The following is a 24,161-nucleotide window of genomic DNA, read 5'->3' as shown; positions in this document are numbered from 1 at the left end:
CGCCGACCGGAGGGATAGTGCACCATGCATGTACCACTGTGGGTCTGGGTCATCACCATGGCAGTGATCCTGGGCTTCTTTATTTTCGATTTCTACAGCCACGTTCGCTCACCCCACGAGCCCACCATCAAGGAGTCCGGTGGCTGGACTCTGTTCTACATGGCCATCGCCGTAGTTTTCGGCGGAGTTGTGTGGGTGCTGTGGGATGGTGAACACGCTGCACAGTTCTACACCGGTTGGGTGACGGAACAGGCACTGAGCGTGGATAATCTTTTTGTCTTCTCACTCATCATGGGGTCTTTCAAAATTCCCCGCCGGTATCAGCAAAAGGTGTTGCTCATCGGCATCGTGCTGGCGTTGGTCTTCCGCCTCGCCTTCATTTTGATGGGTGCAGCTATCATCGCTGCCTGGTCTGATGTCTTCTACATCTTCGCAATCTTCCTCATCTACACCGCAGTGAAGCTGCTCATTGATGAGATTAATGGGACGCCCGAAACCGACCCCAATGACATGCTGGTGGTTAAGTGGCTGCGCAAGGTGGTCCACGTGACCCCGCGCTACCACGGCGACAAGCTCACCCACCGTGAAGAGTCCGGGGAGAAGAAGGGGAAGTTCGCGCTCACCCCGCTGTTCGTGGCGCTGGCGGCAATTGGGCTTATCGACGTCATGTTTGCCTTCGACTCCATCCCCGCCATCTACGGCATTACCTCGGAGCCCTTCCTAGTATTCACTACCAACGCATTCGCGCTCATGGGCCTGCGTCAGATGTTCTTCCTCATCGATGGCCTGTTGGACCGTCTGGTTTACCTGCCCTATGGCTTGGGTATCATTCTGCTGTTCATTGGCGTCAAGCTGTTGTTCCACGCATTGCATGAGAACAACTTGCCGTTCATTAATGGCGGTGAGGATGTGTCCGCCGTGCCGGAGATTTCCACGCTGATGTCGCTGTTGGTCATCGTCGGCGTGCTCGTAATCACTGTGTTGCTGTCCGTGTGGAAAGACAAGCGCGACCAAACTCAGGGTGGCGTGGTGATTTCCCACAACCACTACGACTGGGATGATTTCGGCAACAAGATAGTGCGCAACAAGGAGGGTGAGCTCGTCGGCAAGGCGGACGAGCTTCCCAAGTCCGAGCTGCCCTAAACTCGGGCAGTGGGTTTTAGAAGGAATTAATGACGGGATTCCACTCGCGGAAGGCGCGCCCAGTGACAGCGCCCTCGGTGTAGAAGGGATCCTGGTCCATGAGAGCGATGACATCGGCCACCTTTACGGACTCGTCCCCAAATTGCAGGACGATGAGCGCCCCGCCCTTGGAATCTGTATAAGGGCCAGAGCCACAGATCTGGCCCTTGTCGTGGAGAGCGCCGATGAATTCACGGTGCTTCGGGCGCACCTCAGCAATAACCGGGTTGGATGGATTGTACTCATAGGAAACTGCGAAATACTTCATGCCGACCATAGTAGTGCTCGCCGGAGGGTAGGGAGGCCACGGTAGGATGATGGACGTGAACGATTCTCAGGCTGCGCACAACCAATCTCACTCCACGGATGTTAATCCGGAGGTCTCCAATTGGAACCTGCCCAACATCCTGACCAGTTTGCGCATCCTCTTTATTCCCCTGTTCGCCTGGCTAGTGCTCGCAGATCATGAGTGGTGGGCTTTCGGCTGCTTCGCGCTCCTCATGCTCACGGACAAGCTAGATGGCGATATCGCACGCGCGCGGGGGCTCATCACTAACTTTGGCAAGATTGCGGACCCGATCGCGGATAAAGCTCTGATGACCGCGGCCTTCGTGTGCCTCAATATCATTGGCGCTTTGCCCGTGTGGATTACCGTCGTCATTTTGTTCCGCGAGTTCGGCATTACCATTTGGCGCTTCTCCTTGCTGCGCCGGGGCAAGGTGGTTCCGGCGTCCCAAGGCGGAAAGCTCAAAACAGCTTTGCAGACTTTGGCGGTGGCGCTGTACCTCTGCCCGCTGCCAGGGTGGATGGATACTCCGAGTTTGCTCGTGATGCTGGTCGCTGTCGTCGTCACCGTCGTGACCGGTATTCAGTACCTCATCGACGGCCGCAGGGAGAACCAGTGAGTATAGAGGTTCAACTTGTTTCCATGCTTCGCGCGCGCAGCGAGACCGTGGCTTTCTGTGAGTCCCTCACGGCTGGTCTGGCCGCTGCGACAGTGGCGAGTGTCCCCGGCGCCTCGGCGGTATTGCGTGGCGGGTCGGTGACGTACGCGACCGAAGTGAAGGCGCATTTCCTCAACACCACCGTGGATGCTCTAGAGAAGCAGGGCGTGGTGTCTGCTGCGACGGCCGCAGAGATGGCTGAAGCAGCGGTCGTTGAAACGCGTGCGGATTGGGGGATAGGGCTGACTGGTGTGGCAGGACCGGACCTCCAGGAAGGAAAACCTGCGGGAACCGTGTATGTGGGGCTGTGTGGGAGGGGCGACGGGGGCGTCGTCAAGCGCGGCGTCCTCTACGAGCTTCCTGATGAGGGGCGCAATGCGATTCGTGCTGCCGCGGTACAGGCTGCATTGAGCCTTCTACTATCAACTCTTGAAGAAAAATAGTTGATTGTGGGAACAAGTACGGGCGCTGAGCCGTTGTACGGAGTGATGAACACTTCAGTTGCATTACTCGATAAGCCCACCCAGTCCCCGGCGCGGGCGACGCGGACCCCTGAGCCACTGCTGCGCGAGGCCCTTGGATTAACGCTTCGCGCCTTCCGCGCGGATAAGGGTGTGACCCTTCGTGAGCTCGCCGGTGTAGCGCGCGTATCCCCGGGATATCTTTCGGAGTTGGAGCGTGGCCGCAAGGAGGTTTCCTCCGAGCTGTTGGCCTCTGTCTGCCATGCACTTGATGTCAGTGTTTCCGATGTCCTCATCGAAGCCGCTGGCTACATGGCGCTGCCATCGATGGATGAGGAACTGGCTTCCACCGCACCCGCTGCATCTGAGTTGTAGAACTGCGGCGTAGCACTGCTTGCTTCGCTAATATTAGGCAGGCAGAGAATTCTCTCATTACTTACTTTATGTACACAACGAACTGCTGAGAAAGGCACCTTCTGTTATGGCGAATCCATTCGTAAAAGCCTGGAAGTACTTGATGGCTCTCTTTGATTCGAAGATCGAGGAGAACGCTGATCCGAAGGTACAGATTGAGCAGGCAATCGAGGAAGCGCAGCGCCAGCACCAGGAGCTCTCGCAGCAGGCTGCAGCGGTGATCGGTAATCAGCGCCAGCTGGAGATGCAGCTCAACCGCCGTCTCAGCGAGATCGAAAAGCTGCAGCAGAACACCCGCAACGCTTTGAGCCTTGCGGACAAGGCCCGCGCTGAGGGCGATGCACAGAAGGCTACCGAGTACGAGAACGCAGCAGAAGCCTTCGCCGCTCAGCTGGTGACCGCTGAGGAGTCTGTCGAGGACACCAAGAAGCTTCACGATCAGGCGCTGCAGCAGGCGGAGCAGGCTAAGAAGGCCGTCGAGCGCAATGGCATGGCCCTGCGTGAGAAGGTCAACGAGCGCTCGAAGCTGCTGTCCCAGCTTGAGCAGGCCAAGATGCAGGAGAAGGTTTCCGAGTCCCTCAACTCGATGAACGAGCTTTCTGCCAACGGCAACACCCCGTCCCTGGACGCTGTGCGCGACAAGATCGAGCGCCGTTACTCCAAGGCCCTAGGCCAGGCAGAGCTCGCGGAGAACTCCGTGTCCAACCGCATGCAGGAGATTGAACAGGCCGGCGTGCAACTGGCTGGCCACTCCCGTCTTGAGCAGATTCGCGCTGAGATGAATAACCCGAAGGCTGTGGAGGGCAACTCCCAGCAGGCAATCGGCTCGGCAGGAACCCAGGCTCAGCCGAACGTGCAGAACGATGCCGTTCAGGCTCGCCTGCGCGAGCTGCGCGGAGAATAGGCTTAGTCGCCGACGCCGCGCGCTTGCAGGGCCTCGCCCATGGCGCGTGCGCGACGGATCGAGCGAATGATAACCGGGGTGCCAAAGGCGGTCAGTGATGCCGTGGCGCCCCGGGCTTTTCGTGCGTCCAGCACCTCGACGACCGTCCCCAGCATCAGCGGAAGCAAGCGAATGGTCAGGGACATGGCTAGCGTGATGTTCTCAACCGGGACCCCGAGGCGCCCCAGGGGAGCTAGGGCGCGATCCAGGGAGTCCATCATCTCCGAAACCTTTGTGGTGAGTGTTAGCAGCACCGCCGCGCTAATGGCCGCGTAGATGGTGAGGAACATGATGGCAGCCGCCGTGAAGTCCTTCTGCCACCACTGAAATGCGGCGAGCGCGAGGAGGAGATAGAGCGGCGGCGCGAGCTGGCCGAGCGCGATGCGAAAGGGAACCCGGGCAATGGGGAAGAGGGCAAGGGGGAGAACGAGGCTTAGCGCTGCCCAGCCGATCGTGTGAACGGCCAGCGAGGTCACGAGGATAAAGCCGATGAGTACTACGAACTTCACCGCGGCTGGGATGCGGTGAATGACGGTATCGGCGTCGACGTAGAAACCGAGGGGGATGTTCTTGGGCATGATTGCTAGAGTGGGCGGGATTCCATGAGATTTGTGTAGAAGGGAATGACCTCGTCGGGTGCTCCGTCGGCGGCCACGCGGTGGTTGTCAATGCACAGAACGCGGTCAAAGTCGGAGAGGAAATCGAGGTCGTGGGTAACCACGATGAGCTGCTGCTCCAGGCTGGCGAACTCGCGGCGAATGCGGTCGCGGTTGCGCAGATCCAGCAGGGTCGTCGGCTCGTCGGCGATGATGACGGTTGGTTCCATGACAAGCACCGCCGCGAGCGCGAGGAGTTGCTTCTGCCCGCCAGAGAGCGTGTGTGGAGATTGCTCGGCCAGAGCCTCAAGGCCGAAGCGTTCGAGGGCGGCGTCGACGCGCGCGGTGCGCTCCTCCCGGGATAGCTTGAGGCGGCGCAGAGAGAACTCCACGTCATCGCGTACCTGCGGCATGACGATTTGGTTCTCGGCGTCTGAGAACACGAATCCCACGCGGCGCCGGATTTCTTTGCCGTGCTTGGCGACGTCCATGCTGTCCACCAAGACCTCACCACGCGAGGGCTCACCGAGACCGTTGATGAGTCGGACCAGAGTGGACTTGCCGCCGCCGTTGGCGCCGATGATGCCGATGCGTTGTTCGCTCAAGTTGAGGGAAACGTCGTTAAGCACCGGCGTCTCGTCGAAGGTGACGGACACATTGCGGAATTCAATCTGCGGCACGGGAGCTACTTCGCCCTAGCGGTGCGCCGGTCCATCAGGTCAGGGAACGCTGCATGGACACCGACTGCGATGACAACCATCACGGCGACCTTGATGAGATCGGGGATGAGGAATGGCCCCTGGGCGATGGTGGCTGCACTGAGGGACATGTCAGAGCGGTACATCAAGCCGAGAATTCCGCAGAAGTACTGGACGGCGAGGCCAACGACGCCGGCGATAGCGAGGATGAGAGTCATTCCGCCCTTGTTGCGCGGGGCGCGGTAGGCGATGAGTCCAGCGATGGCCGGGGCGACGACGTAGCCAACGAGGTAGCCAACCGTGGGGCCGGCGAGAGCGCTCAACGCGCTACGTCCGCCGGCGAGGATGGGCAGGCCGACGAGGCCGAGAGCAATGAAGAGCAAGCCCACGAAGAGGCCGCGGCGGCCGCCGAGTACGAGGCCCGCGAGAATGATAACTGCGTTTTGAAGAACGATGGGCACGCCCGCGGTGGGAGTGGGGATAGAGACAAAAGCAAAGACTATGATGAGCGCGGTAAAGACCGCGACGTACGCGATGTCAGTCGCGACGGAATTCTTTTTCATGGGCCAAAGTTTATCCAGTGTGATAACTGTGCAGCAAATAGCACCTTTTGAACAGTGTTCAACCACGATCTTTGGGCCGCGCATCCACCCCGAACGGGGTACCCTCGGGGCATGGAAATTAGGCAGAAACAAGCATGGCTTAATGGTCTAGGGCGTCTAGGGGTGCGCTACGGCGCAGTAGTTCTTCTTTCCGGCGTGGCCATAGGTGGCCTAGCTGGATGTTCGTTGGTGAATTCCGCGAACGTCATTGAAAATATCGATGCGGCCGCTGGGGTCACGGAGGGGGAGCCGGGAAGCGTAGACATGCCGATCGGTGACATCTTCGATTCGGAGTATGAACGGGTGATCATTATTTGCCCCGGCGCTACCGAAAGGGATGTCCTCGCCGCCAGCGATGGAACCTGGCAGGGAGGTACAGATGAGGACGATGAGTGGGTGCCACCGGCGGCGGGTAGCGTTGAGCTCTATCGTGATGTGCAAGGGCCGGGGTATTCCAAGTATATGAGTAGCAGGGCCGACCTTGACGACCTGGATGTTTGCAGCTCGTTAGGGGAGGGAGTGGCCGTTCTTCAGACTGCTGAAAAGGTAACCTTCTCGCGGCAGGAACAGGACGGCCCGTGGGTGCTTCAGTAGTGGAGGCTGTCGCTGGGACACGCGCTTGGGCGAAATGGAAAATCGAACACTTGTGTGTGTATTGTGGGACGTGGTCCGGCGGGCACGTTAGGGTGACTTCGTGGCTTGAGGAGAGGGCGCTAAGGCTGTTTGAGTCGCGCCAGGGAACCTCAGCTGCCACGTGGCAGTCTAATTAGGTGCCACCTTTAATTAACGCGTAAGAACGCACTACAACTGACGCACGATAGTGAGGAAATGAATGGCTACGAAGAAGAAGTCCTCGGCAGCAAGCAAGGGCGATGATCGTCAAAAAGCCCTTGACGCTGCCATGGCGATGATTGAGAAGGATTTTGGTAAGGGCGCCGTTATGCGCCTGGGTGACGATGAACGCCCGCCAATCCAGGCTATTTCCTCTGGTAATACGGCTATCGATATTGCTTTGGGAGTCGGCGGCTTCCCGCGTGGCCGCATCGTGGAGATTTATGGTCCGGAATCCTCGGGTAAGACCACCGTTGCCCTGCACGCTATTGCATCGGCGCAGAAGACTGGTGGCATCGCGGCATTTATCGATGCTGAGCACGCTCTCGATCCGGAGTACGCACGTCTACTCGGCGTTGATACGGATAACTTGCTTGTCTCCCAGCCAGATACTGGTGAGCAGGCTTTGGAAATCGCCGATATGCTTGTCCGTTCGGGAGCCATTGACATCATCGTTATTGACTCGGTCGCTGCGCTGACGCCCAAGGCTGAGATCGAGGGCGAGATGGGTGATAGCCACGTTGGCCTCCAAGCCCGCCTCATGTCCCAGGCGCTGCGCAAGATGACGGGTGCTTTGTACAACTCAGGAACCACCGCCATCTTCATTAACCAGCTGCGTGAAAAGATCGGCGTTATGTTCGGCTCGCCGGAGACCACGACGGGTGGTAAGGCACTGAAGTTCTACGCCTCGGTGCGCTGCGATATTCGTCGCATTCAGACTTTGAAGGACGGCCAGGATGCCATTGGTAACCGTACCAAGCTCAAGGTTGTGAAGAACAAGGTTTCCCCGCCGTTCAAGATCGCTGAGTTCGACATCATGTACGGTGAGGGCATCTCGCGCGAGTCCTCCATCATTGACCTCGGCGTTGAGCATGGCTTCATTAAGAAGTCCGGTTCCTGGTTTACCTATGAGGGTGATCAACTGGGACAGGGTAAAGAGAAAGCCCGTAACTTCCTCAAGGACAATCCGGATCTAGCGGATGAGATTGAGAAGAAGATCTTCGTCAAACTCGGTGTCGGTGCCGCCGCTGCCGAAGCAGGCGAGGATGTAGCCATGGACGTACCAGGCGCGGACGATCCGTTGACGGATGAGGCAGTGGATTTGGTGCCAAACGTCGACTTCGACGACGATTAAACGGAATCAATGGCAGAACCTTCACCGGAGAAGCTCAAGAAGCTGCGCCAGGCCCTCGAATCCTATGAAGCAGGTGACGCGGGCGGGCAGCTGGTTGATGCAGAAGCCGAGGCAGCGAAGGCTCCCGTGCGTTCCCGTGCGCTGGGTCTGCTGGATCAGAGGGCGCGTTCCCGCAAGGAACTGCGTGACCGCCTCGTTGCTGCGGACTTTGAACCCGACGTGGTTGAGGATGTCGTCGATGACTTGGCAGAGGTTGGACTTGTTGATGATGAATCCTTTGCCAAGGAATGGGTTCGCCAACGCCATGCGCGGCGCGGCAAGTCGGCCCGCGCCCTCAACCTAGAGCTCAAGGAAAAGGGCGTCGAGGCCGCCGACCGTGCGGCAGCTTTAGAACAGATCACCGAGGAATCTGAAGAGGTCGTTGCCCGCCAGGTAGCTGAAAAGAAAGCCCGGACGCTTAAAAGGGTTCCGGCTGACCGGCATGAGAGGGACAAGTTCTTGCGCCGCATCGTGGGAACGCTTGCTCGGCGTGGGTACAACCAGGAGCTCGTCATGCGTATCTCCATCGAAGTTTTGGACGCACGCATTGACGAACTCTCGGATGCTGCCGAGGCATTATGAGTAGTCGGACTGGCCAGTTAGAATGTCCCCCCGTGACCTCCCCCGTAAGTAATACTCAGCCCCGCACCTATGAGGTGCGGACTTTTGGCTGCCAAATGAACGTTCATGACTCAGAGCGCATCTCCGGCCTGCTAGAGGAAGCCGGATATTCGGCAGTACCGGATGGCGTCGAGCCTGACCTCATCGTCTTCAACACCTGCGCAGTACGCGAGAACGCCGATAAGCGTTTGTACGGCACCCTGGGTGCGCTCAAGAAGACGAAAGAGAACCACCCCGGCATGCAAATTGCGGTGGGCGGCTGCCTGGCGCAAAAGGACAAGGACACTGTCCTTGATCATGCGCCGTGGGTAGATGCGGTTTTCGGCACCCACAACATGGCGGCTTTGCCGACACTTCTTGAACGCGCCCGCCACAATGATGAGGCCCAGGTCGAGATCGTCGATGCACTTGAGGCTTTTCCCTCCGTGCTGCCGGCCAAGCGCGAGTCCGCCTATGCCGGGTGGGTATCGGTCTCCGTGGGCTGCAATAACACCTGTACTTTCTGCATCGTTCCTTCCCTGCGCGGCAAGGAAGAAGATCGCCGCCCCGGTGATATCCTCGCAGAGGTTCAAGCCCTGGTGGACCAGGGCGTGTCCGAGGTGACGTTGCTGGGACAGAACGTCAACGCCTATGGCGTCAATTTCGCCGACCCAGACCTGCCGCGGGACCGCTTCGCTTTCTCCAAGCTACTGCGGGAAGTAGGAAAGATTGAGGGACTGGAGCGCCTCCGCTTTACCTCCCCGCACCCGGCAGAGTTCACCTCCGACGTCATTGATGCCATGGCGGAGACGCCGGCTGTGTGCCCGCAGCTGCACATGCCGCTGCAGTCTGGTTCGGACAAGGTGCTCAAAGATATGCGCCGTTCCTACCGCACGAAGAAGTTCCTGGGCATTCTCGATGAAGTGCGGGAGAAGATGCCGCACGCTGCCATCACCACCGATATCATCGTGGGCTTTCCCGGCGAGACTGAGGAAGATTTTGAGGCCACCCTGGATGTGGTGCGCCGCGCCCGCTTCGCTTCGGCCTTCACCTTCCAGTACTCACCGCGCCCAGGCACCCCGGCTGCGGAGATGGAGGATCAGATACCGAAGGAGGTAGTGCAGGAGCGCTTCGAGCGCCTGGTAGCGCTGCAAGATTCCATTCAGGCTGAGGAGAATGCGAAGCTCGTTGGGACCGATGTAGAGCTCTTGGTCCAGGCGGAGGGCGGCCGCAAGTCTGCCGAAACTCATCGACTCACGGGCCGTGCGCGGGATGGGCGCCTGGTTCACTTTGCGCCTGTTGATGGTGAGGGGAAGGACATCTCCACGGAGATTCGCCCCGGTGATGTCGTGCACACCACCGTGACGGATGCGGGTTCCTTCTTCCTCGTCGCTGATTCAGGCGTCAGCGAGCACCGTCGCACTAAGGCTGGCGATATGTCTGCTTCTGGCCAGACACCTACCACAGCACCGATTGGGGTGGGTCTCGGGCTGCCGGGCGTCGGCAAGCCCAGTGCTCCCGCTGATTCCTGCGGTTGCTAGAAGGGAGTAGGCTCCGTTCCTATGAGTGATGATTTGAAGCAGGTGCGCGATGCAGTTGCGGCAGAAAAGCGCGCAGCGAAGACCATCGAACTGGGAAAGCACAAATACGCGCTCATCGTGTCCGTCGTGGCGTGGGTTGCGTACTTGGTGTTGCCTTATGCCGGCGAGGCTCGCGGATGGGAGGCACTCTTCGTAGGTGGGACCGCCGAGGGAGTCCGAATCTCGCTCATGGAGACGGTCAGTGCGTGGTTGGCGCTCGGCGGCGTGGGGGTGTTGAGCACCGTCACGCTTCTTACACGACGAACGTCTGTTGCCTTGGTGGCGTGGATGATGACCACGATTTCCTTCTTCGCTAACCTTTGGGGCTTCTGGTACCGCGGCGGCGCGGCGGAAGGTGCTTCCATCGGCATGTATGTGGGAGCAATTTCTACCTTTGTGGCCTTCCTGGTGTACTGCCAAGTGTCGTTGCGCCGCAGCCCCGAGCAGCTCGCCGCAGCTGAGCGGGTGCGAGAAGTTTCCGGGCAGCTTGACCACGTGGGAGTCTTGCAGACCGAAGCTGCAACCGAGCTGCCAGCGGAGCAGAATCCGCTGCTTATCGACGATCGCCGTTCACGCGCCGCCTCACGCCATCGCCGCCAGCACGGTGAGGAATAAGCATTCTTAGATTCGTGTTGTGGAGTGCATGGCTACACTCTTTGACTCATTAGAATTGGGACGACTAACGCTGCCAAACCGCGTGACGATGGCAGCCTTGACCCGCTCACGCGCAGGCCGTGATGGTGTCCCCACGCATTTGCATGAGAAGTACTACACGCAGCGTGCCTCCATGGGGCTTATCGTGACTGAAGGTGTGTTCCCCACGGTGACCAGCCGTGCCTTCCCAGGCCAGCCCGGTATCGAAACCTTGCAGCAGATTTTCGGGTGGCGTCGCGTCGCGGATTCCGTTCACGCGTCCGGCGGGCGCATCTTTATGCAGGTGATGAATGGAGGCCGTCTGTCACATGCCAGTCTCCTCGAAGGGGCGGAGCCGGAAGCACCCTCTGCGCTGGCCTCCGGTACTGCGGTAAGAGATTTTGAATCACGTAAGGAGTGCCCGGTTCCCCGAGCACTCGAAAGTAAAGAACTTCCGCGCATTATTGACGAGTTCCGTCAAGCCGCACGCAACGCCATCGACGCAGGCATGGATGGCGTAGAGATCCACGGTGCTAACGGCTATCTTTTGCACCAGTTCCTTTCCCCAAGCTCCAATCATCGCGAAGATACCTATGGTGGAAGCCCGCAGAATCGCTATCGCCTTGTGGAGGAGATCCTGCGTGCGGTGGCTGATGAAATTGGCGCTGACCGCCTCGCGCTGCGCCTTTCGCCGCAACACAATATTCAAGGTATTGAGGAAAGCGACGCTGAGGATGTGCGCGCCACGTATGGTGGGCTTCTTCGCGCCATCGAAGACCTCGGCTTGGCATATATTTCCTTCCTTCACGCAGAGCCAACTGGTGAGTTCATCACTGAGCTGAGCACTCAAGCTCGCGCCAATGGGCGTACCCGCGTCATAGTGAATTCGGGATTCGGCCAGGTAACTCAACGCGCGGAAGCTGAGGAGCTAGTGCAGCACGGCGATGCCGTCGCCGTGGGCCGGTTGGCCATTTCGAATCCGGACCTAGTTCGCCGCTGGCAGGAGGAACTCCCTGTCACCGCGCCGGATGAGAGCACGTTCTACACGGGCGGGGAGCGCGGCTACACCGACTACCCCCTCTACACGGTGAGCTCGTAGGCGCTGCTGGCGGAGATGACGTGCGCGCCGAGGCGCGCATAGAGCGCGTTCATCGCTGGATCGGCCTGGGCCACAGAGCAGTAGGCCCGGCGAACAGTGGGCCAGTGGTGTGCCACCGCGTACTGAGCGTGCTGCTTGGCGCGCGTGGCGAGCCCGCGGCGGCGGCATTCACGGTCGGTGACAGTGAGAGTCCACTCGCACACCTCGGGGTCTGCGTCGCCGTGGCGGGAGAGTTCCGTGAGCGCGACGACTCGCCCTTGGTCGAGAATGCCCACGAGCAGAGTGTGCGCTCTGCGGGAACGTAGTCGGGCGTGGGCTTCCTTGAGGCGCTGCCGCGTCCACACGATGGGCTCGACACTCAAGTCACCGTAGACCGCGTCAGCGGAGGCAATGGTGAGCAAGCGGAGGACGTCGTCAAGCAGAGCGTCCGGAATGTCGTAGTCCGGCCAGACTTGTGCACCGAGCACTGGGGTGGCGTGTGCGATGTCGACATACATCTGGCGCTCGGCATGCTTGTGATGAAACCCCAGTTCGAGGTAAGCCTGCGACATTGGATCGGAGGTATGGTCCGCGTCCGGTGGATACAACATGCCAACTTGAGCATTCCTGCGGCCTAGCTGGCGGGTTAGGCGCAGCGCTTCACGGGCAAGGGTCCGGGTGACCTCGAGGGCTTCTGCATCTAGCTTTTCCCCGGGCAGTGGGAGGTAATCAGCAGCGAGGACGCATTCGATATCGGCGTTATCCGTCTCCTCCAGAAGTGGCAGTGAGATATGGATGAAACCGTCGAAGTCGATGTGCGGACTGGGTTCGGCCGCTGAAATGACCGGCAGGCCCAACTCTCCGGCTGTACCCATAGCGGTTTCAGTGAGCCCAAAAAGATAGGTCTGAGACTCCGAGGAGCCCTGCAGGCGCTGGAGCACGCGGCGCGGAGAGCCACTGGCTGCGGGATCGCCGCTGGCCTCTTGGGCAGCGAGGTTGGCGTCGAAGACGAAGCTCCGGAGGCAATCCGCCGGCTCAGCGTTGGCTGAGCCTGGCGGGGCGACTATGTGAACGAACACTCAGGCTGCGTAGCGCTACTTGTCGTTGACAGCAGCCGCTGCGGCATCCGCAAACTCCTGCCACTGCTTCGCCTGAGCACGCAAATCCTCCGCCTTCTTGGCGTTGCCCTTAGCCTCGGCAGCTTCCGCCTGTGCGGTGAATTCATCCACCTTGGCCTGGAACTGGGCCACGCGGGCCTGGGCCTCCGGATCCGTTCGGCGCCACTCCGAATCCTCGGCTTCGCTCACGCGCTTTTCCAGAGCCGCAATCTTGGCCTCGTACTCGCGCACCTGATTGCGCGGGACGAAACCAATCTCTTCCCACTTTTCCTGCAGCTCCCGTAGCTTGGCTTTTGCCGTGTCGATGGACTTGGCCGGGTCGATCTGGGAGTCATATTCCGCAATAAGCGCGTCCTTGGCGGCCGCGTTTTCCGCGAACTGCTTATCGCGTTCATCGTTGACCGCGTTGCGGGCGTTGAAGAAGTGGTCCTGCGCGGCACGGAAGCGGGCCCAGAGCTTATCGTCGATCTCGCGGGGAGCGCGGCCAGCGGCCTTCCACTCCGTCATGAGATCACGGTAAGTGCGCGCCGTTTCACCCCAATTGGTGGATTCCTTGATGGCTTCTGCGCGCTCAACCAATTCTTCCTTCTTGGCGCGGGCAGCAGCGCGGTTGCGATCGAGCTCAGCGAAGTGCGAGCCGCGGCGGCGGTTGAAGGAATCGCGGGCGCGGGAGTAGCGCTTCCACAGGGCATCATCCGTCTGACGGTCGATGCCGCGAATCTGCTTCCATTCCTCAAGAATGGCGCGGATGCGGTCGCCGGCGGCTTTCCACTCCGTCGAATTGGCAGCGATGTCTTCGGCTTCGGCGGCCAGCTTCTCCTTCTTCGCGATCGCCTCTTCGCGGCGACGAGCCTTGTCAGCCTGCGCCTGCTCACCGGCCTCAACGGAATGCTCGATGACGGTGCCCAGACGCTTGTCTAATGCGGCAATATCACCAATCACCGCCTGGGTGGGCAGAGATTCCCGTAGTTCTGCCGCGGTTGTCTTGATCGCTGCAGCATCGCCCGGATGTGCCTTGAGGCGAGATTCCAGCAGCTCGATTTCGGTAGACAGATCATCGTAGCGGGCGCCAAAGTGAGCCAAGCCTTCTTCCGGTGTACCGGCCTGCCATTCACCGATCTTGCGTTCGCCTTCGGGTGACTTCACGAAGACCGAACCATCAGCATCAACGCGGCCCCACTTGGCGGGATCATTCTTCGCAGGCTGCACCGGACGAGCTGTCGGGCCGGAGAAAGAAGGGCCGGGGCGGGCGCCCTTGCGGGGCATGGCTCCAGGGGAAGGAATAGCGGACATGGTAAGAAACCACCTTCGGTACTATCGCGCCGCGCGACACGGCTGCCAGAACTTATGTGACACAACACTACCGTTTCCGCCGTGCAGCCGCGTGTTAACCCCGGAAAACGAACCTTATAGGATGGGAATTGATGCAAAATCTCATGGTTATTCCTGCCTCACCGGCGTTGGCAGAAGAACTCTCGCCCAACGATGATGCTTCGCGTGCGCTGCTCAGCGCCGCCTGCGAACTCGTCCGTGACGCTGCACGCATCAGCGCAAGCAGCCCCCTCAAGGTAGATATTGTGGGTTCGCGGGATGCTCGGTGGCGTACCGAGCACACTGGAAGCTTGCGGGCATGGGGCGCACCGCAGGTAAATGTCGGCGGCGGCAACTACCTGCCGGAAATTATCGCCCGCTACGTGCTCAGCCATGCGCTTAGTCATACTCCCGAGGTACCAGGCTTCGTGGTAGCGGATTCCCGCGCTGAACTCGGTGAGGTGCGCCCCGGCCACCTGACCGTGGTGTGCGTCGATGGCTCAGCTGGTCTGACCGAACGCGCGCCGCTCGCCCTCGTCGAAGGCGCGCGCGATGCACACCTGTGGTGCGAGAGCATCCTGGCGGGTGGGGAAGTACATTGTGATGAAGCGCGCCTCCAATCCGCTGGGGTGCTTGAGACGAGTCTCTGGGCACAACTGGCGGGCGTGCACCCGCGCCACGCGGAACTGCGGGCAGCGGACTCCACCCTCGGGGTGGGGCGATATGTGGCGGGGTGGCAGTGCTGATGCTTGATACGCACGCTTATGCTCCGACTCCCATCGCAGTGGTGGGGCCCACGGCCTCCGGAAAATCGGCGCTCGGTGTAGCACTGGCACACGAGCTTGATGGGGAAGTCGTCAACGTTGATTCAATGCAGCTCTACCGTGGCATGGATATCGGCACAGCCAAGCTGACAATGGAGGAACGCGAAGGCATTCCGCACCATCAACTGGATGTGTGGGACGTGACGGAAGCGGCGTCGGTAGCGCGCTATCAGGCTTCCGCCATCGCGGATATTGACGGCATCCGTGCGCGCGGTAAGACCCCGATCCTGGTAGGCGGCTCCATGCTGTATGTCCAATCACTCGTGGATAACTGGCAATTCCCACCCACCGACCCGCAGGTGCGGGCGCGCTGGGAAGCCCGGCGCCAAGAGATTGGTACTGATGCTCTGCATGCGGAGCTTGCCGCTGTGGACCCAGCGGCCGCAGCCATCATCGAGGACAAAGATCCGCGCCGCACCGTGCGCGCGCTGGAGGTCATTGAACTAACTGGAAAGCCCTTCAAAGCCAGCCAGCCACCGAAGAATGCCCCGCCCCGGTGGGGCACGATAATCCTCGGCCTGCGTACCGAATCCAGCTGGCTAAACCCACGTATTGAGTTGCGCAGCCGCCTCATGTTCGACAAAGGGCTCGTGGAAGAAGTCGAAGGCCTCCAAGCCCGCGGCTTGAAGGCTGAGTCCACGGCCGGGCGGGCTATTGGCTATGCCCAAGTTCTCCAAGCCCAGCGAGGAGAGCTGACATGGGAAGAAGCAGTGGAGCGCACCATCACCGGAACCCGCCGCTATGTGCGCCGCCAGCGCGCCTGGTTCAACCGTGATAAGCGAATCCAGTGGCTGGATGCTGCGGCCGATACGACGGCGCAGGCCTTGCAGGTCATCGAAGGACGTTAAACTCTACAGCTATGAAGTTTGCAAAAGGCCACGGAACAGAGAACGACTTCGTCATTGTGGAAGGAACCAATCCGCTGCCACCGGAAAAGGTAGTGGCGCTGTGTGATCGGCGCGCGGGAATCGGTGCCGACGGTGTACTGCGCGTTATCCGCGCCGGTCAGCTGCTTGCCAATGGGGAGATTGAGGAACTCGCGCCGGGTATCGAGGCCGATGACTGGTTCATGGACTACCGCAACGCAGATGGCTCCGTGGCGGAAATGTGTGGCAACGGCACCCGCGTCTTCGCGCACTGGGTCCGCTCCCGTGGGTTGGTGGATACGGATACCTTCACAGTGGGAACGCGGGCTGGAGCCAAGCAGGTGACCGTGCACTCCTTCAACGACACGGCGGCTGAAGTCAGCGTGGAGATGGGGCCGGCGCAGGTGCTCGGTGTTTCCACAGCCTCGATGGCGGGGGAGAGCTTCGCTGGGCTGGGGGTTGACATGGGGAACCCTCATTTGGCGGCGGTTATTCCGGGGCTAAGCCCAGAGGATCTGGCTGGCAAGCGTCTCGAGCAGCCGGTTTTCGATACGGATTTCTTCCCGGCAGGCGTCAACGTAGAGCTGGTGACGCCCTTGCAGGACGGTGCGATTCACATGCGCGTCTTCGAGCGCGGCTCGGGCGAGACCCGTTCGTGCGGCACCGGAACGGTGGCGGCAGCGTGTGCTGCGCTTGCCGACGCCTCCCAGGTCTCCGGCCGCGTTCGCGTCATTGTTCCCGGAGGTGAGGTAGAGGTAGAAATCACCGAGGATGGCTCCACCCTGAGGGGGCCTTCGCGCATCGTGGCAACTGGTGAAACGTCACTATAGGGCTTTCAGGACGGCGTTTAGCGTCCGTCCTCCTTTTCGTAATTGGTACCCAAAGCCAAGGCGGCGCGGCGGGCGGCGAGCCAGGCTTCTTTGAGCTCGGCGGCACGTTCATCAGCCACCTTAAGTAGCGATTCAAGTTCACCAGTTTCAGCATTCGGTGAGTTCACTCGAGCATCGAGGCGGCGTAAGAAGCGTTGCGCGCCGTGCATCTCATAGTGGAACGCTTCGATGGTGGGGTTGGCGCAGTCGGCGTCGACAAGCGCGGGGCGGTGTAGCGTGCGGTCGGCGAGGGACTCTGCGTCGTCGCTCGTGGCAAACGTGGCGTAGTCCTCGAGGACCCCGGTGATGTCCTCCACCGTGAGAGCAATAGAAGCCCGCAGTGCTGCATGTTCCGAGGCGTTGGGGCGAGCGTCAGCAAAGAGCCACAGCGCTGCGCACACAAACGCGGCGAGGATAACTCCCGGCAGCTTCAGTGTCAGAATCAACACCGCAGCGGTAACCACGGCGAGCAGGAGCGCAAGGCCGCGACGCTGAGATGCGGAAAAACTCATGTGAACTACTCTACGGAAGTTCTAGTGACCGCCGCAGCCGCCGGAGCCGCAGGCGCATCCGCCTTCGCCGCCACAGCCACCGGTGGGCAGCGCAATCGAGGCGGTCAACATTGCCGAGCCGGCGAGAACGGAATCCTTTGGCGGCAACTCGCCAAAGCTTTCCGGCAGGCAGAGATCGAAGGGGAAGGTGCCATCCATGACCAAGTGCATGAAGCGATGTCCGGTGAGCTGGTTGTGGCGCCATTCGGATTCCATGACCCGGGCAGAAAAAGTGCAGCCCGGGGTGGGGGTTTCGGAACCGGAACCGGCTGCGACCACCGCTGCGCCTGTGGACTCAAATGTGGCTGGGTAAGCGCCCTTCTCAGCCTCGTAGGCGTCAGTGCTGTCGTACACGGTGACATTGAGGCCCATCGCGGTGAGCTCTACTTGCTGCCATTGCTGAGTGTCCTCATCGGCTAAAAGCGGGCCCTGTGCCAGGTTTGCCGTCGCTTGCGCGAGGACGTTCCCGAAAGGATCGATGATGTCCAGGTAAGCCAAGACATCGTTGATCATAGAGACGTGGGCGAAGCCCTGGGTAACGCCCTCGAAACCGATGAAGGTGGCGAATGGCTCGACGGCAAGGATATTGAGCTGCGCACCGGAAGGATCCGCGAACTGGATAAGTTGTCCCCCGCGAACCTCCCCGGTCACTGCCAGTTGATTGGTGGAAATGGCTGCCTCAACGGCGTCCTGCCAGCGCTCGTAGTTGAGGCCGATGGCCTGCATCTCTGGGTGGGAGGTTTCTTTCACGGTCATGCGCACCATTGTATCTGTCGCAGAGGGGACTCAAAAACCATCGCTGATACGTCACCGCGCTGCGGCAGTCTGCGGGAACAGGAAGCGGAGATTCCCAGTTGAGAGGGACAACGTGCAAGAATAGGGAGCATATGACAAAAGAAACCCATGATGATCTCCTCGCGCAGGCTTTTGGTGAGCCCGCGCCCAATTCACAGGAGCCAACTACCGGTGATCTCGACCTTGCGGAGCGCAACGCCTTCCGGCGAGTAAACCGTGAGACCACCATCCGCGCGGAAGACACCACCGATGGCTATGAGGTGGAGTACCGAAAGCTGCGCCTTGAGCAAGTGGTGCTCGTGGGAGTGTGGACTGAAGGTACCGTGGCCGAGGTCGAGGCTACGATGGCGGAGCTAGCCGCTCTGACGGAAACCGCGGGAGCCGAAGTCGTCGAAGCCTTGTACCAGAAGCGAGATAAACCGGATCCGGGCACCTATATCGGTTCGGGCAAAGTGAACGAGCTTAAGGATATCGTGGCTGCTACTGGCGCGGATACCGTGGTGTGCGATGGCGAGCTAACACCAGGCCAGCTCTCTGCCTTGGAGCGTGCGCTCAACACCAAGGTCATTGACCGCACCATGCTCATCCTGGATATTTTTGCGCAGCACGCCAAGTCCAAGGAAGGCAAGGCCCAGGTCTCGCTCGCGCAGCTGGAATACCTCTATACCCATACCCGTGGTTGGGGTGGAAACCTCTCGCGCCAGGCGGGCGGCCGTGCCGGCTCCAACGGTGGCGTGGGCCTGCGCGGTCCCGGTGAGACCAAGATTGAGACGGACCGCCGCCGCATCCGCACGCAGATGGCCCTGCTTCGCAAGGAGCTTAAGGCGATGAAAACGGCGCGTGAGATTAAGCGTTCGCGCCGTGCGTCATCGACGATCCCTCAGATCGCCATCGCTGGCTACACCAACGCTGGCAAGTCCTCCCTCATTAATGCAATGACGGGCGCCGGCGTGCTGGTGGAGGACGCGCTGTTCGCGACCTTGGATCCCACCACTCGCCGCGCCGAGCTTGCCGATGGCCGCCAGGTCGTCTTCACCGACACCGTCGGCTTCGTGCGCCACCTGCCCACGCAGTTGGTGGAAGCCTTCAAGTCCACCTTGGAGGAGGTCCTCGCAGCAGACCTGATGCTGCACGTGGTGGACGGGTCGGATCCCTTCCCGCTGAAGCAGATTGAGGCCGTCAACCAGGTCATTTATGACATCGTGAAGGAGACCGGTGAGGAGGCCCCGCCGGAGATCGTCGTGATCAATAAGATTGACCAGGCCGATCCGCTGGTGTTGGCGGAGTTGCGTCACGCCCTCGACCGCGACAATGTGGTTTATGTCTCCGCCAAGACGGGAGAGGGCATCGATGAGCTCACGACGCGCGTGGAGTTGTTCCTCAATTCCCGGGATGAACACGTGCAGCTGCTCGTGCCGTTTACCCGTGGCGACGTGGTCGATCGCATCCATACCCAGGGCACGGTGCGCAGCGAGGAATACACAGGGGAGGGCACGCTTGTCGACGTCCGCCTGCCCGCCTCCATCGCCGCCGAGCTCAAAGAATTTCGAGTTTCTGACCAAGACGCTTAGGTTTCGGTGCTCGAGTGAGCCATAATTATGGTTCGTGAGTAAATTTGGCTGGGCCGTCCACGGGGACGGAAAGACGATTAAGCCGGGCGCGGTTGTCGCACCCGAAGAACGATTGAGCTGGGGCCGCACCATCGGCATCGGCATGCAGCACGTGGTGGCCATGTTCGGCGCGACGTTGCTGGTGCCCACCCTGACCGGATTCCCGGTCAACACGACGCTGCTGTTTTCAGGCCTGGGAACGATACTGTTCCTCCTGATTACCCGCAACCGCCTCCCTTCCTACCTGGGTTCCTCCTTCGCGTTCATTGCACCGCTGAGCGCCTCCCAGCAGTACGGCATTGGCGCGCAGGCAGGTTCCGTCTTAGTGACCGGCCTGGTCTTGGTGGCGATTGGTTTCGCGGTGAAGGCGGCGGGCCGCAAGGTCCTTGACGCCGTCATGCCGCCGGCCGTGACCGGCGCCATCGTGGCACTGATCGGCCTTAACTTGGCGCCCAATGCTGCCACCAACTATTCGAGCCAGCCTCTGGTCGCTACGGTGACGCTGGCGGTCATCATCTTGGCCACCGTGGCCGGGCGCGGCATGGTTTCGCGTCTGTCGATTCTGATTGGTGTCGTCGTCGGCTGGGCTTTCGCAGCTGCCACGGGCAACCTCGGTGAGGGCGCGGTGGAGTCTATCCGCGAGGCGGCTTGGATTGGCTTCCCGCAGTTCCATGCGCCGGAGTTCCACGTTTCCGCCATCGCGGCAGCACTTCCGGTGTTGGTCGTTCTGATTGCTGAAAATGTCGGCCACGTCAAAGCCGTCTCTGAGATGACCAAGCGCGACCTCGATGATCTCGCTGGCGACGCTCTCATCGCGGACGGCCTGGCCACCTCCCTGGCCGGTGGTTTCGGCGGCTCCGGCACCACAACCTACGCGGAGAATATCGGCGTCATGGCCGCCACCCGCGTCTACTCCACGGCCGCCTACTGGGTAGCTGCAATCACCGCCATCGCTCTGGCCTTCATCCCGAAGTTTGGCGCGCTTATCTTCACCATCCCCACCGGCGTGCTGGGCGGTGCTTGCATCGTCCTTTACGGCCTTATCGGCATGCTTGGCGTGCGCATCTGGATGGACAACAAGGTCAACTTCAACAACCCAGTGAACCTCACTGCGGCGGCAGTGGCGCTCATCGCGGGTATTGGTAACCTCACGCTCGACGTCTTCGGCGTGACGCTCGAAGGTATTGCCTGGGGCTCGGTTGGCATCATCGTGCTCTACCCAGTGATGAAGAAGCTCTACGGCACCATTGGTGAGGGACGCGGCGCGAAGTACTAGAGGCGCTTCCGCCGACTAGCGAGGATAAGGGACCGGAGTAAAGGCACCATCTGGACGCGTATTTACGCAAAACCCCAGATGAATGTGTGCAGAAGTCTGCATAAGGTGCTTTTACTTCGGTCCCTTTACAGCTCTCTTCACGAACTCGTCATTCAGCCAGACATCATCACTGTCGGCATGAGCCTGTACGTAGTCCAGTAGCTCTCGCACCGTGTGTATGTATACCTCGTCGGCGGTATGAGTTGGCCACGAAATGGTTTCGGGGTTGGCGAAGTCTGCTTTTCCAATCGGATAGTCTCCCGCTAACTGATCCGCCCAGAGGAATGAGGCAACTCCGTGGTAGAGAGTTTCGGTATCGAGGTCGCCGCGGAGCCGGGACATCGCCCCCATGATCTCGTAGCCCACAAAGGCCAATCCCTGTTCGCATTCAGTCTCAATGGCTAGGACTGCGTCGATGGCCAGCTTATTCCTTATGAGCGCGACGACGGTGAATTTCGGTTCCTTCCACGAGCCCTCGTGCCGGTAATGATTCTCGGAAGCGGTAAAGCTATCCAAGCGCGGGGTTAAGGATTCCGCAATCAGCGCCAGATTTAGCGCTTCGATGCCGAAGTCTGGGGGCGTTATGGGCTGGTCGGTCATGTCTTTGACTCTACACAGCGGGTCACTTCAGCCGAGTGGCGATGAAAAGCGAAAGAGTCCGCGGAGACGAGGTGAAACGAAAAGCTCCCGCCACCCTCAGCGTAAGAGGGAAGCGGGAGCTGCCGTTCTATAAACGGAAAGTGCTTTAGGAAGCGTCGAGGTCCTGCTCGATGAGGCCGGCGATCTTCTCGACAGCCGCCTCGTTCTCGGAGGTCACGGTGACTTCGTCGCCCTGCTCGGCGCCGAGAGCCATGATCATGAGGGAGGAAGCAGCATCGGTCTCATCCTCGTCCTCATCGCCAACGAGGGTGAGGAAGATGTCCTCATCGAACTCAGCGGCAGCATCGGCGATGATGGAAGCCGGACGTGCGTGCAGTCCGACGGAGGAACCAACCTTGACGGTCTTAGAAGCCATGATGATAATCCTTTCGAATTACGGTGTTTCGTGCTTACAAGTGTACGCGGGTTAAGCGCTAGGCGGCGGCCTTGGTCTTGTCTGCCTTCGCAGCAGCCTCTTCAGCAGCCTTATTGGGCCAGAATTGCTTCATCGCGATGACCGCAATGGCGGACACGATGACGCCGGCAAGGATAGCCACGAAGTAAGCCCACGCAGGTTCGATAGCGAAGATAACAAAGATTCCGCCGTGCGGAGCGCGGGACATGACGTCCAGGGACATCGACAAAGCACCTGTTACTGCGCCACCGAGCATCATCGAAGGGATGACACGCAGCGGGTCGGCAGCAGCGAAGGGGATAGCACCCTCGGAGACGAAGGACAGACCCAGCAGCCAAGCGGACTTGCCGTTCTCCTGCTCCGCAGGCGTGAACAGGTTCTTGCGGACGAAGGTAGCGATGGACAGCGCAATCGGCGGAACCATGCCGGAGGCCATGACAGCGGCCATGATCTTCATGGAAGCCTCATCACCCGTGGACAGGCCAGCAGTAGCGAAGAGGTAAGCAGCCTTGTTGACCGGGCCACCCAAGTCGGAGCACATCATAAGGCCCAGGATGATGCCCAGAAGGACAGCGGAGGAACCGGACATGGAGGACAGCCAGTTCTGCAGGCCTTCCATGATGGCGGCCAGCGGTGCACCGAGCAGCAGGTACATGAGCAGGCCAGTAACCATCGTGGCGAGCAGCGGGATGATGACTACAGGCATGAGGGAGCCGATCCAGCGCGGGACCTTCCACTTGCCAATCCACATCGCAACAAAGCCAGCGATAAGGCCGGTAACCAGACCACCGATGAAGCCCGCACCGAGGGTAACAGCAATGGCACCACCGGCGAAGCCCGGCGCGATGCCCGGGCGGCCTGCCAGGGCAAAGGCAATGTAGCCGGATAGCGCCGCGACGATGAATCCCATCGATGCTTGACCAATCGCGAAGAGCACAGCGCCGATGTATAGGGCGAATCCTGCCTTCTGGAAGGTCATCATTTCGCCATCAACCATGACGTCATGGCCCGGCAGGTTGGTCAGCGAGTAATCGGTGGTGATGGCCTGCCAGCCGTTTGCCATGTCGTAGCCACCGAAGAGGAAGCCCAAGGCCAAGAGGAGGCCACCGGCGGCGACGAAGGGAACCATGTAGGACACGCCGGTCATGATGGCCTGCTGAATGCGCTTGCCCCAGCCCAGTCCTTCGCCTTCTTCCGCGGAGCTAGAGGAGGCTGCGCCTGCAGTGCCTGCGACCTTGTGTGCGTTGGGGTTCTTGGAGGCAGCGATGGCTTCATCGAGCATCACGCCCGGCTCGTTGATGGCGCGCTTGACGCCCGATTCAATGACGGGCTTGCCGGCGAAGCGCTCCCGGTCGCGAACACCGACATCGGTGGCGAAAATGACGGCGTCGGCAGCCGCGATGGTTTCTGCAGAAACAGCGGTGTTATTGGAAGATCCCTGGGTCTCGACTGTGAGCTCGACATCGTCGCGCTCCTCGGCGGTCTGGGTGAGTGCGTCGGCTGCCATGTACGTGTGGGCAATGCCAGTCGGGCATGCGGTGACGGCCACGATGCGGGTCTTCTGTGAATCCGCAGCCTTGCTTGCCGCAGGCGCTGCAGCCGCAGCGGCAGGTGCCGATTCGCTGGCGGCAGCCTTCTTCTTCGGCTTTTCGGCGTTGACCACGTCGAGGACCAGAGAGACGATTTCCTCCTTGGTCTGCGCGGTGCGCAGAGCCTCCAAGAAGTCCTTCTTCACCAGCGCGCGGGCAAGCTTGGAGAGGATCTTCAGGTGTGCCTTACCGCCACCTTCCGGGGCCGCGATGAGAAACACCAGGTGGGCGTCACCATCGGGGCCGGAGAAGTCGACCCCGCGCGAGAGGCGGGCGAAGGCCAGGGTGGGTTCAGACACGGCAGCAGAGCGGCAGTGTGGGATGGCAACGCCACCGGGAACACCGGTGCCGGCCTTGGCCTCACGCTCAATGGCGGGGCCTGCCAGTTCCTCCACGGAGGTGGCGCGGCCGGTGTCGTGAACAAGCGTGGCCAGATTGGTAATGACTGATTCGATGCTGTCACCGAAGTCGGCGTCGAGCGCCACGAGGTCGGTGGTGATGAGTTGTGATGACATCGGTAGGT

The 24,161-nt window shown here is 60.4% G+C and carries 27 protein-coding genes; 16 read left to right on the top strand and 11 right to left on the bottom strand.

Annotated elements, in window-relative coordinates:
• Positions 1–24 precede the first annotated feature (24 nt).
• The gene (locus HMPREF2978_RS07440; protein WP_070744821.1) at positions 25–1,143 is read left to right on the top strand and encodes a TerC family protein; all 1,119 of its coding nucleotides are present in this window, start codon (positions 25–27) and stop codon (positions 1,141–1,143) included.
• Positions 1,144–1,159: 16 nt separating this feature from the next.
• Here HMPREF2978_RS07440 and HMPREF2978_RS07435 read toward each other — a convergent pair whose 3' ends face one another.
• Positions 1,160–1,450, bottom strand: a complete 291-nt coding sequence (locus HMPREF2978_RS07435; protein WP_070744819.1) for a YciI family protein — start codon at positions 1,448–1,450, stop codon at positions 1,160–1,162.
• Positions 1,451–1,496: 46 nt separating this feature from the next.
• Between HMPREF2978_RS07435 and pgsA the strand changes: the two genes are divergently transcribed.
• The 4 genes from pgsA (at position 1,497) to HMPREF2978_RS07415 (ending at position 3,905) form a co-directional block, all read left to right on the top strand.
• On the top strand, positions 1,497–2,087 hold the full coding sequence (gene pgsA, locus HMPREF2978_RS07430; protein WP_371326363.1) for a CDP-diacylglycerol--glycerol-3-phosphate 3-phosphatidyltransferase: 591 nt from the start codon (positions 1,497–1,499) through the stop codon (positions 2,085–2,087).
• The gene (locus tag HMPREF2978_RS07425; protein WP_070527138.1) at positions 2,084–2,569 is read left to right on the top strand and encodes a nicotinamide-nucleotide amidohydrolase family protein; all 486 of its coding nucleotides are present in this window, start codon (positions 2,084–2,086) and stop codon (positions 2,567–2,569) included. The genes pgsA and HMPREF2978_RS07425 overlap by 4 nt, the downstream gene beginning before the upstream one ends.
• A 45-nt stretch (positions 2,570–2,614) precedes the next feature.
• The gene (locus tag HMPREF2978_RS07420) at positions 2,615–2,962 is read left to right on the top strand and encodes a helix-turn-helix domain-containing protein (protein WP_070527140.1); all 348 of its coding nucleotides are present in this window, start codon (positions 2,615–2,617) and stop codon (positions 2,960–2,962) included.
• Between the two features lie 106 nt (positions 2,963–3,068).
• Entirely contained in the window at positions 3,069–3,905 is an 837-nt protein-coding gene (locus HMPREF2978_RS07415) for a PspA/IM30 family protein (protein ID WP_070527143.1), read from the top strand.
• 2 nt (positions 3,906–3,907) lie between these two features.
• Here the strand turns inward: HMPREF2978_RS07415 and HMPREF2978_RS07410 are convergent, their stop codons facing one another.
• From HMPREF2978_RS07410 to HMPREF2978_RS07400, 3 genes are read right to left on the bottom strand one after another with little or no spacing between them, the layout of a single operon-like run.
• Positions 3,908–4,522 (bottom strand): energy-coupling factor transporter transmembrane component T family protein, encoded by a 615-nt coding sequence (locus tag HMPREF2978_RS07410; protein WP_070527146.1) that lies wholly within the window; start codon positions 4,520–4,522, stop codon positions 3,908–3,910.
• Between the two features lie 5 nt (positions 4,523–4,527).
• Positions 4,528–5,220 carry an energy-coupling factor ABC transporter ATP-binding protein gene (locus tag HMPREF2978_RS07405; RefSeq protein ID WP_070527148.1) on the bottom strand — a complete coding sequence of 231 codons (693 nt, stop codon included), beginning with the start codon at positions 5,218–5,220 and terminating at the stop codon, positions 4,528–4,530.
• 5 nt (positions 5,221–5,225) lie between these two features.
• Complete coding sequence (locus HMPREF2978_RS07400) at positions 5,226–5,801, bottom strand: biotin transporter BioY (RefSeq protein ID WP_070527151.1); 576 nt, start codon at positions 5,799–5,801, stop codon at positions 5,226–5,228.
• Positions 5,802–5,912: 111 nt separating this feature from the next.
• Here HMPREF2978_RS07400 and HMPREF2978_RS07395 point away from each other — a divergent pair, with 111 nt between their 5' ends.
• The 6 genes from HMPREF2978_RS07395 (at position 5,913) to HMPREF2978_RS07370 (ending at position 11,757) form a co-directional block, all read left to right on the top strand.
• Positions 5,913–6,434 (top strand): hypothetical protein, encoded by a 522-nt coding sequence (locus HMPREF2978_RS07395; RefSeq protein WP_141761378.1) that lies wholly within the window; start codon positions 5,913–5,915, stop codon positions 6,432–6,434.
• A gap of 238 nt (positions 6,435–6,672) precedes the next feature.
• The gene (gene recA / locus HMPREF2978_RS07390) at positions 6,673–7,806 is read left to right on the top strand and encodes a recombinase RecA (RefSeq protein ID WP_070527157.1); all 1,134 of its coding nucleotides are present in this window, start codon (positions 6,673–6,675) and stop codon (positions 7,804–7,806) included.
• 9 nt (positions 7,807–7,815) lie between these two features.
• Complete coding sequence (gene recX / locus HMPREF2978_RS07385) at positions 7,816–8,427, top strand: recombination regulator RecX (protein ID WP_070527160.1); 612 nt, start codon at positions 7,816–7,818, stop codon at positions 8,425–8,427.
• The gene (miaB, locus tag HMPREF2978_RS07380) at positions 8,424–9,986 is read left to right on the top strand and encodes a tRNA (N6-isopentenyl adenosine(37)-C2)-methylthiotransferase MiaB (RefSeq protein ID WP_083298988.1); all 1,563 of its coding nucleotides are present in this window, start codon (positions 8,424–8,426) and stop codon (positions 9,984–9,986) included. Before recX ends, miaB begins: the two co-directional genes overlap by 4 nt.
• Positions 9,987–10,007: 21 nt before the next feature.
• Entirely contained in the window at positions 10,008–10,640 is a 633-nt protein-coding gene (locus HMPREF2978_RS07375; protein ID WP_070744816.1) for an Rv2732c family membrane protein, read from the top strand.
• 28 nt (positions 10,641–10,668) lie between these two features.
• On the top strand, positions 10,669–11,757 hold the full coding sequence (locus HMPREF2978_RS07370) for an alkene reductase (protein WP_083298989.1): 1,089 nt from the start codon (positions 10,669–10,671) through the stop codon (positions 11,755–11,757).
• Here HMPREF2978_RS07370 and HMPREF2978_RS07365 read toward each other — a convergent pair.
• Together HMPREF2978_RS07365 and HMPREF2978_RS07360 are read right to left on the bottom strand one after the other, a co-directional pair.
• Positions 11,739–12,815 (bottom strand): GNAT family N-acetyltransferase, encoded by a 1,077-nt coding sequence (locus HMPREF2978_RS07365; protein ID WP_070744814.1) that lies wholly within the window; start codon positions 12,813–12,815, stop codon positions 11,739–11,741. The two genes, HMPREF2978_RS07370 and HMPREF2978_RS07365, sit on opposite strands and share 19 nt — an antisense overlap.
• Before the next feature lie 15 nt (positions 12,816–12,830).
• Positions 12,831–14,147, bottom strand: a complete 1,317-nt coding sequence (locus HMPREF2978_RS07360; protein ID WP_070527174.1) for a DUF349 domain-containing protein — start codon at positions 14,145–14,147, stop codon at positions 12,831–12,833.
• A 131-nt stretch (positions 14,148–14,278) separates the two neighbouring features.
• Between HMPREF2978_RS07360 and HMPREF2978_RS07355 the strand changes: the two genes are divergently transcribed.
• The 3 genes from HMPREF2978_RS07355 to dapF are packed head-to-tail and all read left to right on the top strand — an operon-like array spanning position 14,279 to position 16,685.
• On the top strand, positions 14,279–14,911 hold the full coding sequence (locus HMPREF2978_RS07355) for a hypothetical protein (RefSeq protein WP_070527177.1): 633 nt from the start codon (positions 14,279–14,281) through the stop codon (positions 14,909–14,911).
• On the top strand, positions 14,911–15,837 hold the full coding sequence (gene miaA / locus HMPREF2978_RS07350; RefSeq protein WP_070527180.1) for a tRNA (adenosine(37)-N6)-dimethylallyltransferase MiaA: 927 nt from the start codon (positions 14,911–14,913) through the stop codon (positions 15,835–15,837). Before HMPREF2978_RS07355 ends, miaA begins: the two co-directional genes overlap by 1 nt.
• Before the next feature lie 11 nt (positions 15,838–15,848).
• Entirely contained in the window at positions 15,849–16,685 is an 837-nt protein-coding gene (gene dapF, locus HMPREF2978_RS07345) for a diaminopimelate epimerase (RefSeq protein WP_070527183.1), read from the top strand.
• A 17-nt stretch (positions 16,686–16,702) separates the two neighbouring features.
• Here dapF and HMPREF2978_RS07340 read toward each other — a convergent pair whose 3' ends face one another.
• The gene (locus tag HMPREF2978_RS07340) at positions 16,703–17,236 is read right to left on the bottom strand and encodes a hypothetical protein (protein ID WP_070527187.1); all 534 of its coding nucleotides are present in this window, start codon (positions 17,234–17,236) and stop codon (positions 16,703–16,705) included.
• A 21-nt stretch (positions 17,237–17,257) separates the two neighbouring features.
• Positions 17,258–18,040 carry a hypothetical protein gene (locus tag HMPREF2978_RS07335; RefSeq protein ID WP_070527190.1) on the bottom strand — a complete coding sequence of 261 codons (783 nt, stop codon included), beginning with the start codon at positions 18,038–18,040 and terminating at the stop codon, positions 17,258–17,260.
• Between the two features lie 122 nt (positions 18,041–18,162).
• Between HMPREF2978_RS07335 and hflX the strand changes: the two genes are divergently transcribed.
• Positions 18,163–19,641, top strand: coding sequence for a GTPase HflX (gene hflX, locus HMPREF2978_RS07330; RefSeq protein ID WP_070527194.1), 1,479 nt, complete (start codon positions 18,163–18,165; stop codon positions 19,639–19,641).
• Between the two features lie 34 nt (positions 19,642–19,675).
• Positions 19,676–20,956, top strand: coding sequence for a uracil-xanthine permease family protein (locus HMPREF2978_RS07325; RefSeq protein ID WP_070527197.1), 1,281 nt, complete (start codon positions 19,676–19,678; stop codon positions 20,954–20,956).
• 111 nt (positions 20,957–21,067) lie between these two features.
• Here the strand turns inward: HMPREF2978_RS07325 and HMPREF2978_RS07320 are convergent, their stop codons facing one another.
• The 3 genes from HMPREF2978_RS07320 to HMPREF2978_RS07310 form a co-directional block, all read right to left on the bottom strand.
• Positions 21,068–21,595 (bottom strand): hypothetical protein, encoded by a 528-nt coding sequence (locus tag HMPREF2978_RS07320; protein WP_070527200.1) that lies wholly within the window; start codon positions 21,593–21,595, stop codon positions 21,068–21,070.
• Positions 21,596–21,740: 145 nt separating this feature from the next.
• Positions 21,741–22,010 carry an HPr family phosphocarrier protein gene (locus HMPREF2978_RS07315; protein WP_010190265.1) on the bottom strand — a complete coding sequence of 90 codons (270 nt, stop codon included), beginning with the start codon at positions 22,008–22,010 and terminating at the stop codon, positions 21,741–21,743.
• 58 nt (positions 22,011–22,068) lie between these two features.
• Entirely contained in the window at positions 22,069–24,153 is a 2,085-nt protein-coding gene (locus HMPREF2978_RS07310; protein WP_070527203.1) for a PTS fructose transporter subunit IIABC, read from the bottom strand.
• Positions 24,154–24,161 lie beyond the last annotated feature (8 nt).

The organism is Corynebacterium sp. HMSC074C01, assembly GCF_001814605.1.
In the GTDB taxonomy this organism is placed as follows: domain Bacteria; phylum Actinomycetota; class Actinomycetes; order Mycobacteriales; family Mycobacteriaceae; genus Corynebacterium.
The sequence above is the reverse complement of the archived record's forward strand: the minus strand, read 5'-3'. Positions and strand labels throughout refer to the sequence as shown.

Excerpts from the sequence above, each read along its gene's own strand:
- HMPREF2978_RS07310 (WP_070527203.1), bottom strand. The coding sequence starts at position 24,153 with ATGTCATCACAACTCATCACCACCGACCTCGTGGCGCTCGACGCCGAC.
- HMPREF2978_RS07335 (WP_070527190.1), bottom strand. The coding sequence starts at position 18,040 with ATGGTGCGCATGACCGTGAAAGAAACCTCCCACCCAGAGATGCAGGCC.
- HMPREF2978_RS07420 (WP_070527140.1), top strand. The coding sequence starts at position 2,615 with ATGAACACTTCAGTTGCATTACTCGATAAGCCCACCCAGTCCCCGGCG.
- HMPREF2978_RS07440 (WP_070744821.1), top strand. The coding sequence starts at position 25 with ATGCATGTACCACTGTGGGTCTGGGTCATCACCATGGCAGTGATCCTG.
- HMPREF2978_RS07375 (WP_070744816.1), top strand. The coding sequence starts at position 10,008 with ATGAGTGATGATTTGAAGCAGGTGCGCGATGCAGTTGCGGCAGAAAAG.
- pgsA (WP_371326363.1), top strand. The coding sequence starts at position 1,497 with ATGATGGACGTGAACGATTCTCAGGCTGCGCACAACCAATCTCACTCC.
- HMPREF2978_RS07315 (WP_010190265.1), bottom strand. The coding sequence starts at position 22,010 with ATGGCTTCTAAGACCGTCAAGGTTGGTTCCTCCGTCGGACTGCACGCA.
- miaB (WP_083298988.1), top strand. The coding sequence starts at position 8,424 with ATGAGTAGTCGGACTGGCCAGTTAGAATGTCCCCCCGTGACCTCCCCC.
- HMPREF2978_RS07340 (WP_070527187.1), bottom strand. The coding sequence starts at position 17,236 with ATGAGTTTTTCCGCATCTCAGCGTCGCGGCCTTGCGCTCCTGCTCGCC.
- HMPREF2978_RS07435 (WP_070744819.1), bottom strand. The coding sequence starts at position 1,450 with ATGAAGTATTTCGCAGTTTCCTATGAGTACAATCCATCCAACCCGGTT.
- recX (WP_070527160.1), top strand. The coding sequence starts at position 7,816 with ATGGCAGAACCTTCACCGGAGAAGCTCAAGAAGCTGCGCCAGGCCCTC.
- HMPREF2978_RS07395 (WP_141761378.1), top strand. The coding sequence starts at position 5,913 with ATGGAAATTAGGCAGAAACAAGCATGGCTTAATGGTCTAGGGCGTCTA.
- HMPREF2978_RS07360 (WP_070527174.1), bottom strand. The coding sequence starts at position 14,147 with ATGTCCGCTATTCCTTCCCCTGGAGCCATGCCCCGCAAGGGCGCCCGC.
- HMPREF2978_RS07415 (WP_070527143.1), top strand. The coding sequence starts at position 3,069 with ATGGCGAATCCATTCGTAAAAGCCTGGAAGTACTTGATGGCTCTCTTT.
- HMPREF2978_RS07320 (WP_070527200.1), bottom strand. The coding sequence starts at position 21,595 with ATGACCGACCAGCCCATAACGCCCCCAGACTTCGGCATCGAAGCGCTA.
- HMPREF2978_RS07355 (WP_070527177.1), top strand. The coding sequence starts at position 14,279 with ATGCAAAATCTCATGGTTATTCCTGCCTCACCGGCGTTGGCAGAAGAA.
- HMPREF2978_RS07410 (WP_070527146.1), bottom strand. The coding sequence starts at position 4,522 with ATGCCCAAGAACATCCCCCTCGGTTTCTACGTCGACGCCGATACCGTC.
- HMPREF2978_RS07400 (WP_070527151.1), bottom strand. The coding sequence starts at position 5,801 with ATGAAAAAGAATTCCGTCGCGACTGACATCGCGTACGTCGCGGTCTTT.
- recA (WP_070527157.1), top strand. The coding sequence starts at position 6,673 with ATGGCTACGAAGAAGAAGTCCTCGGCAGCAAGCAAGGGCGATGATCGT.
- dapF (WP_070527183.1), top strand. The coding sequence starts at position 15,849 with ATGAAGTTTGCAAAAGGCCACGGAACAGAGAACGACTTCGTCATTGTG.
- hflX (WP_070527194.1), top strand. The coding sequence starts at position 18,163 with ATGACAAAAGAAACCCATGATGATCTCCTCGCGCAGGCTTTTGGTGAG.
- HMPREF2978_RS07370 (WP_083298989.1), top strand. The coding sequence starts at position 10,669 with ATGGCTACACTCTTTGACTCATTAGAATTGGGACGACTAACGCTGCCA.
- miaA (WP_070527180.1), top strand. The coding sequence starts at position 14,911 with ATGCTTGATACGCACGCTTATGCTCCGACTCCCATCGCAGTGGTGGGG.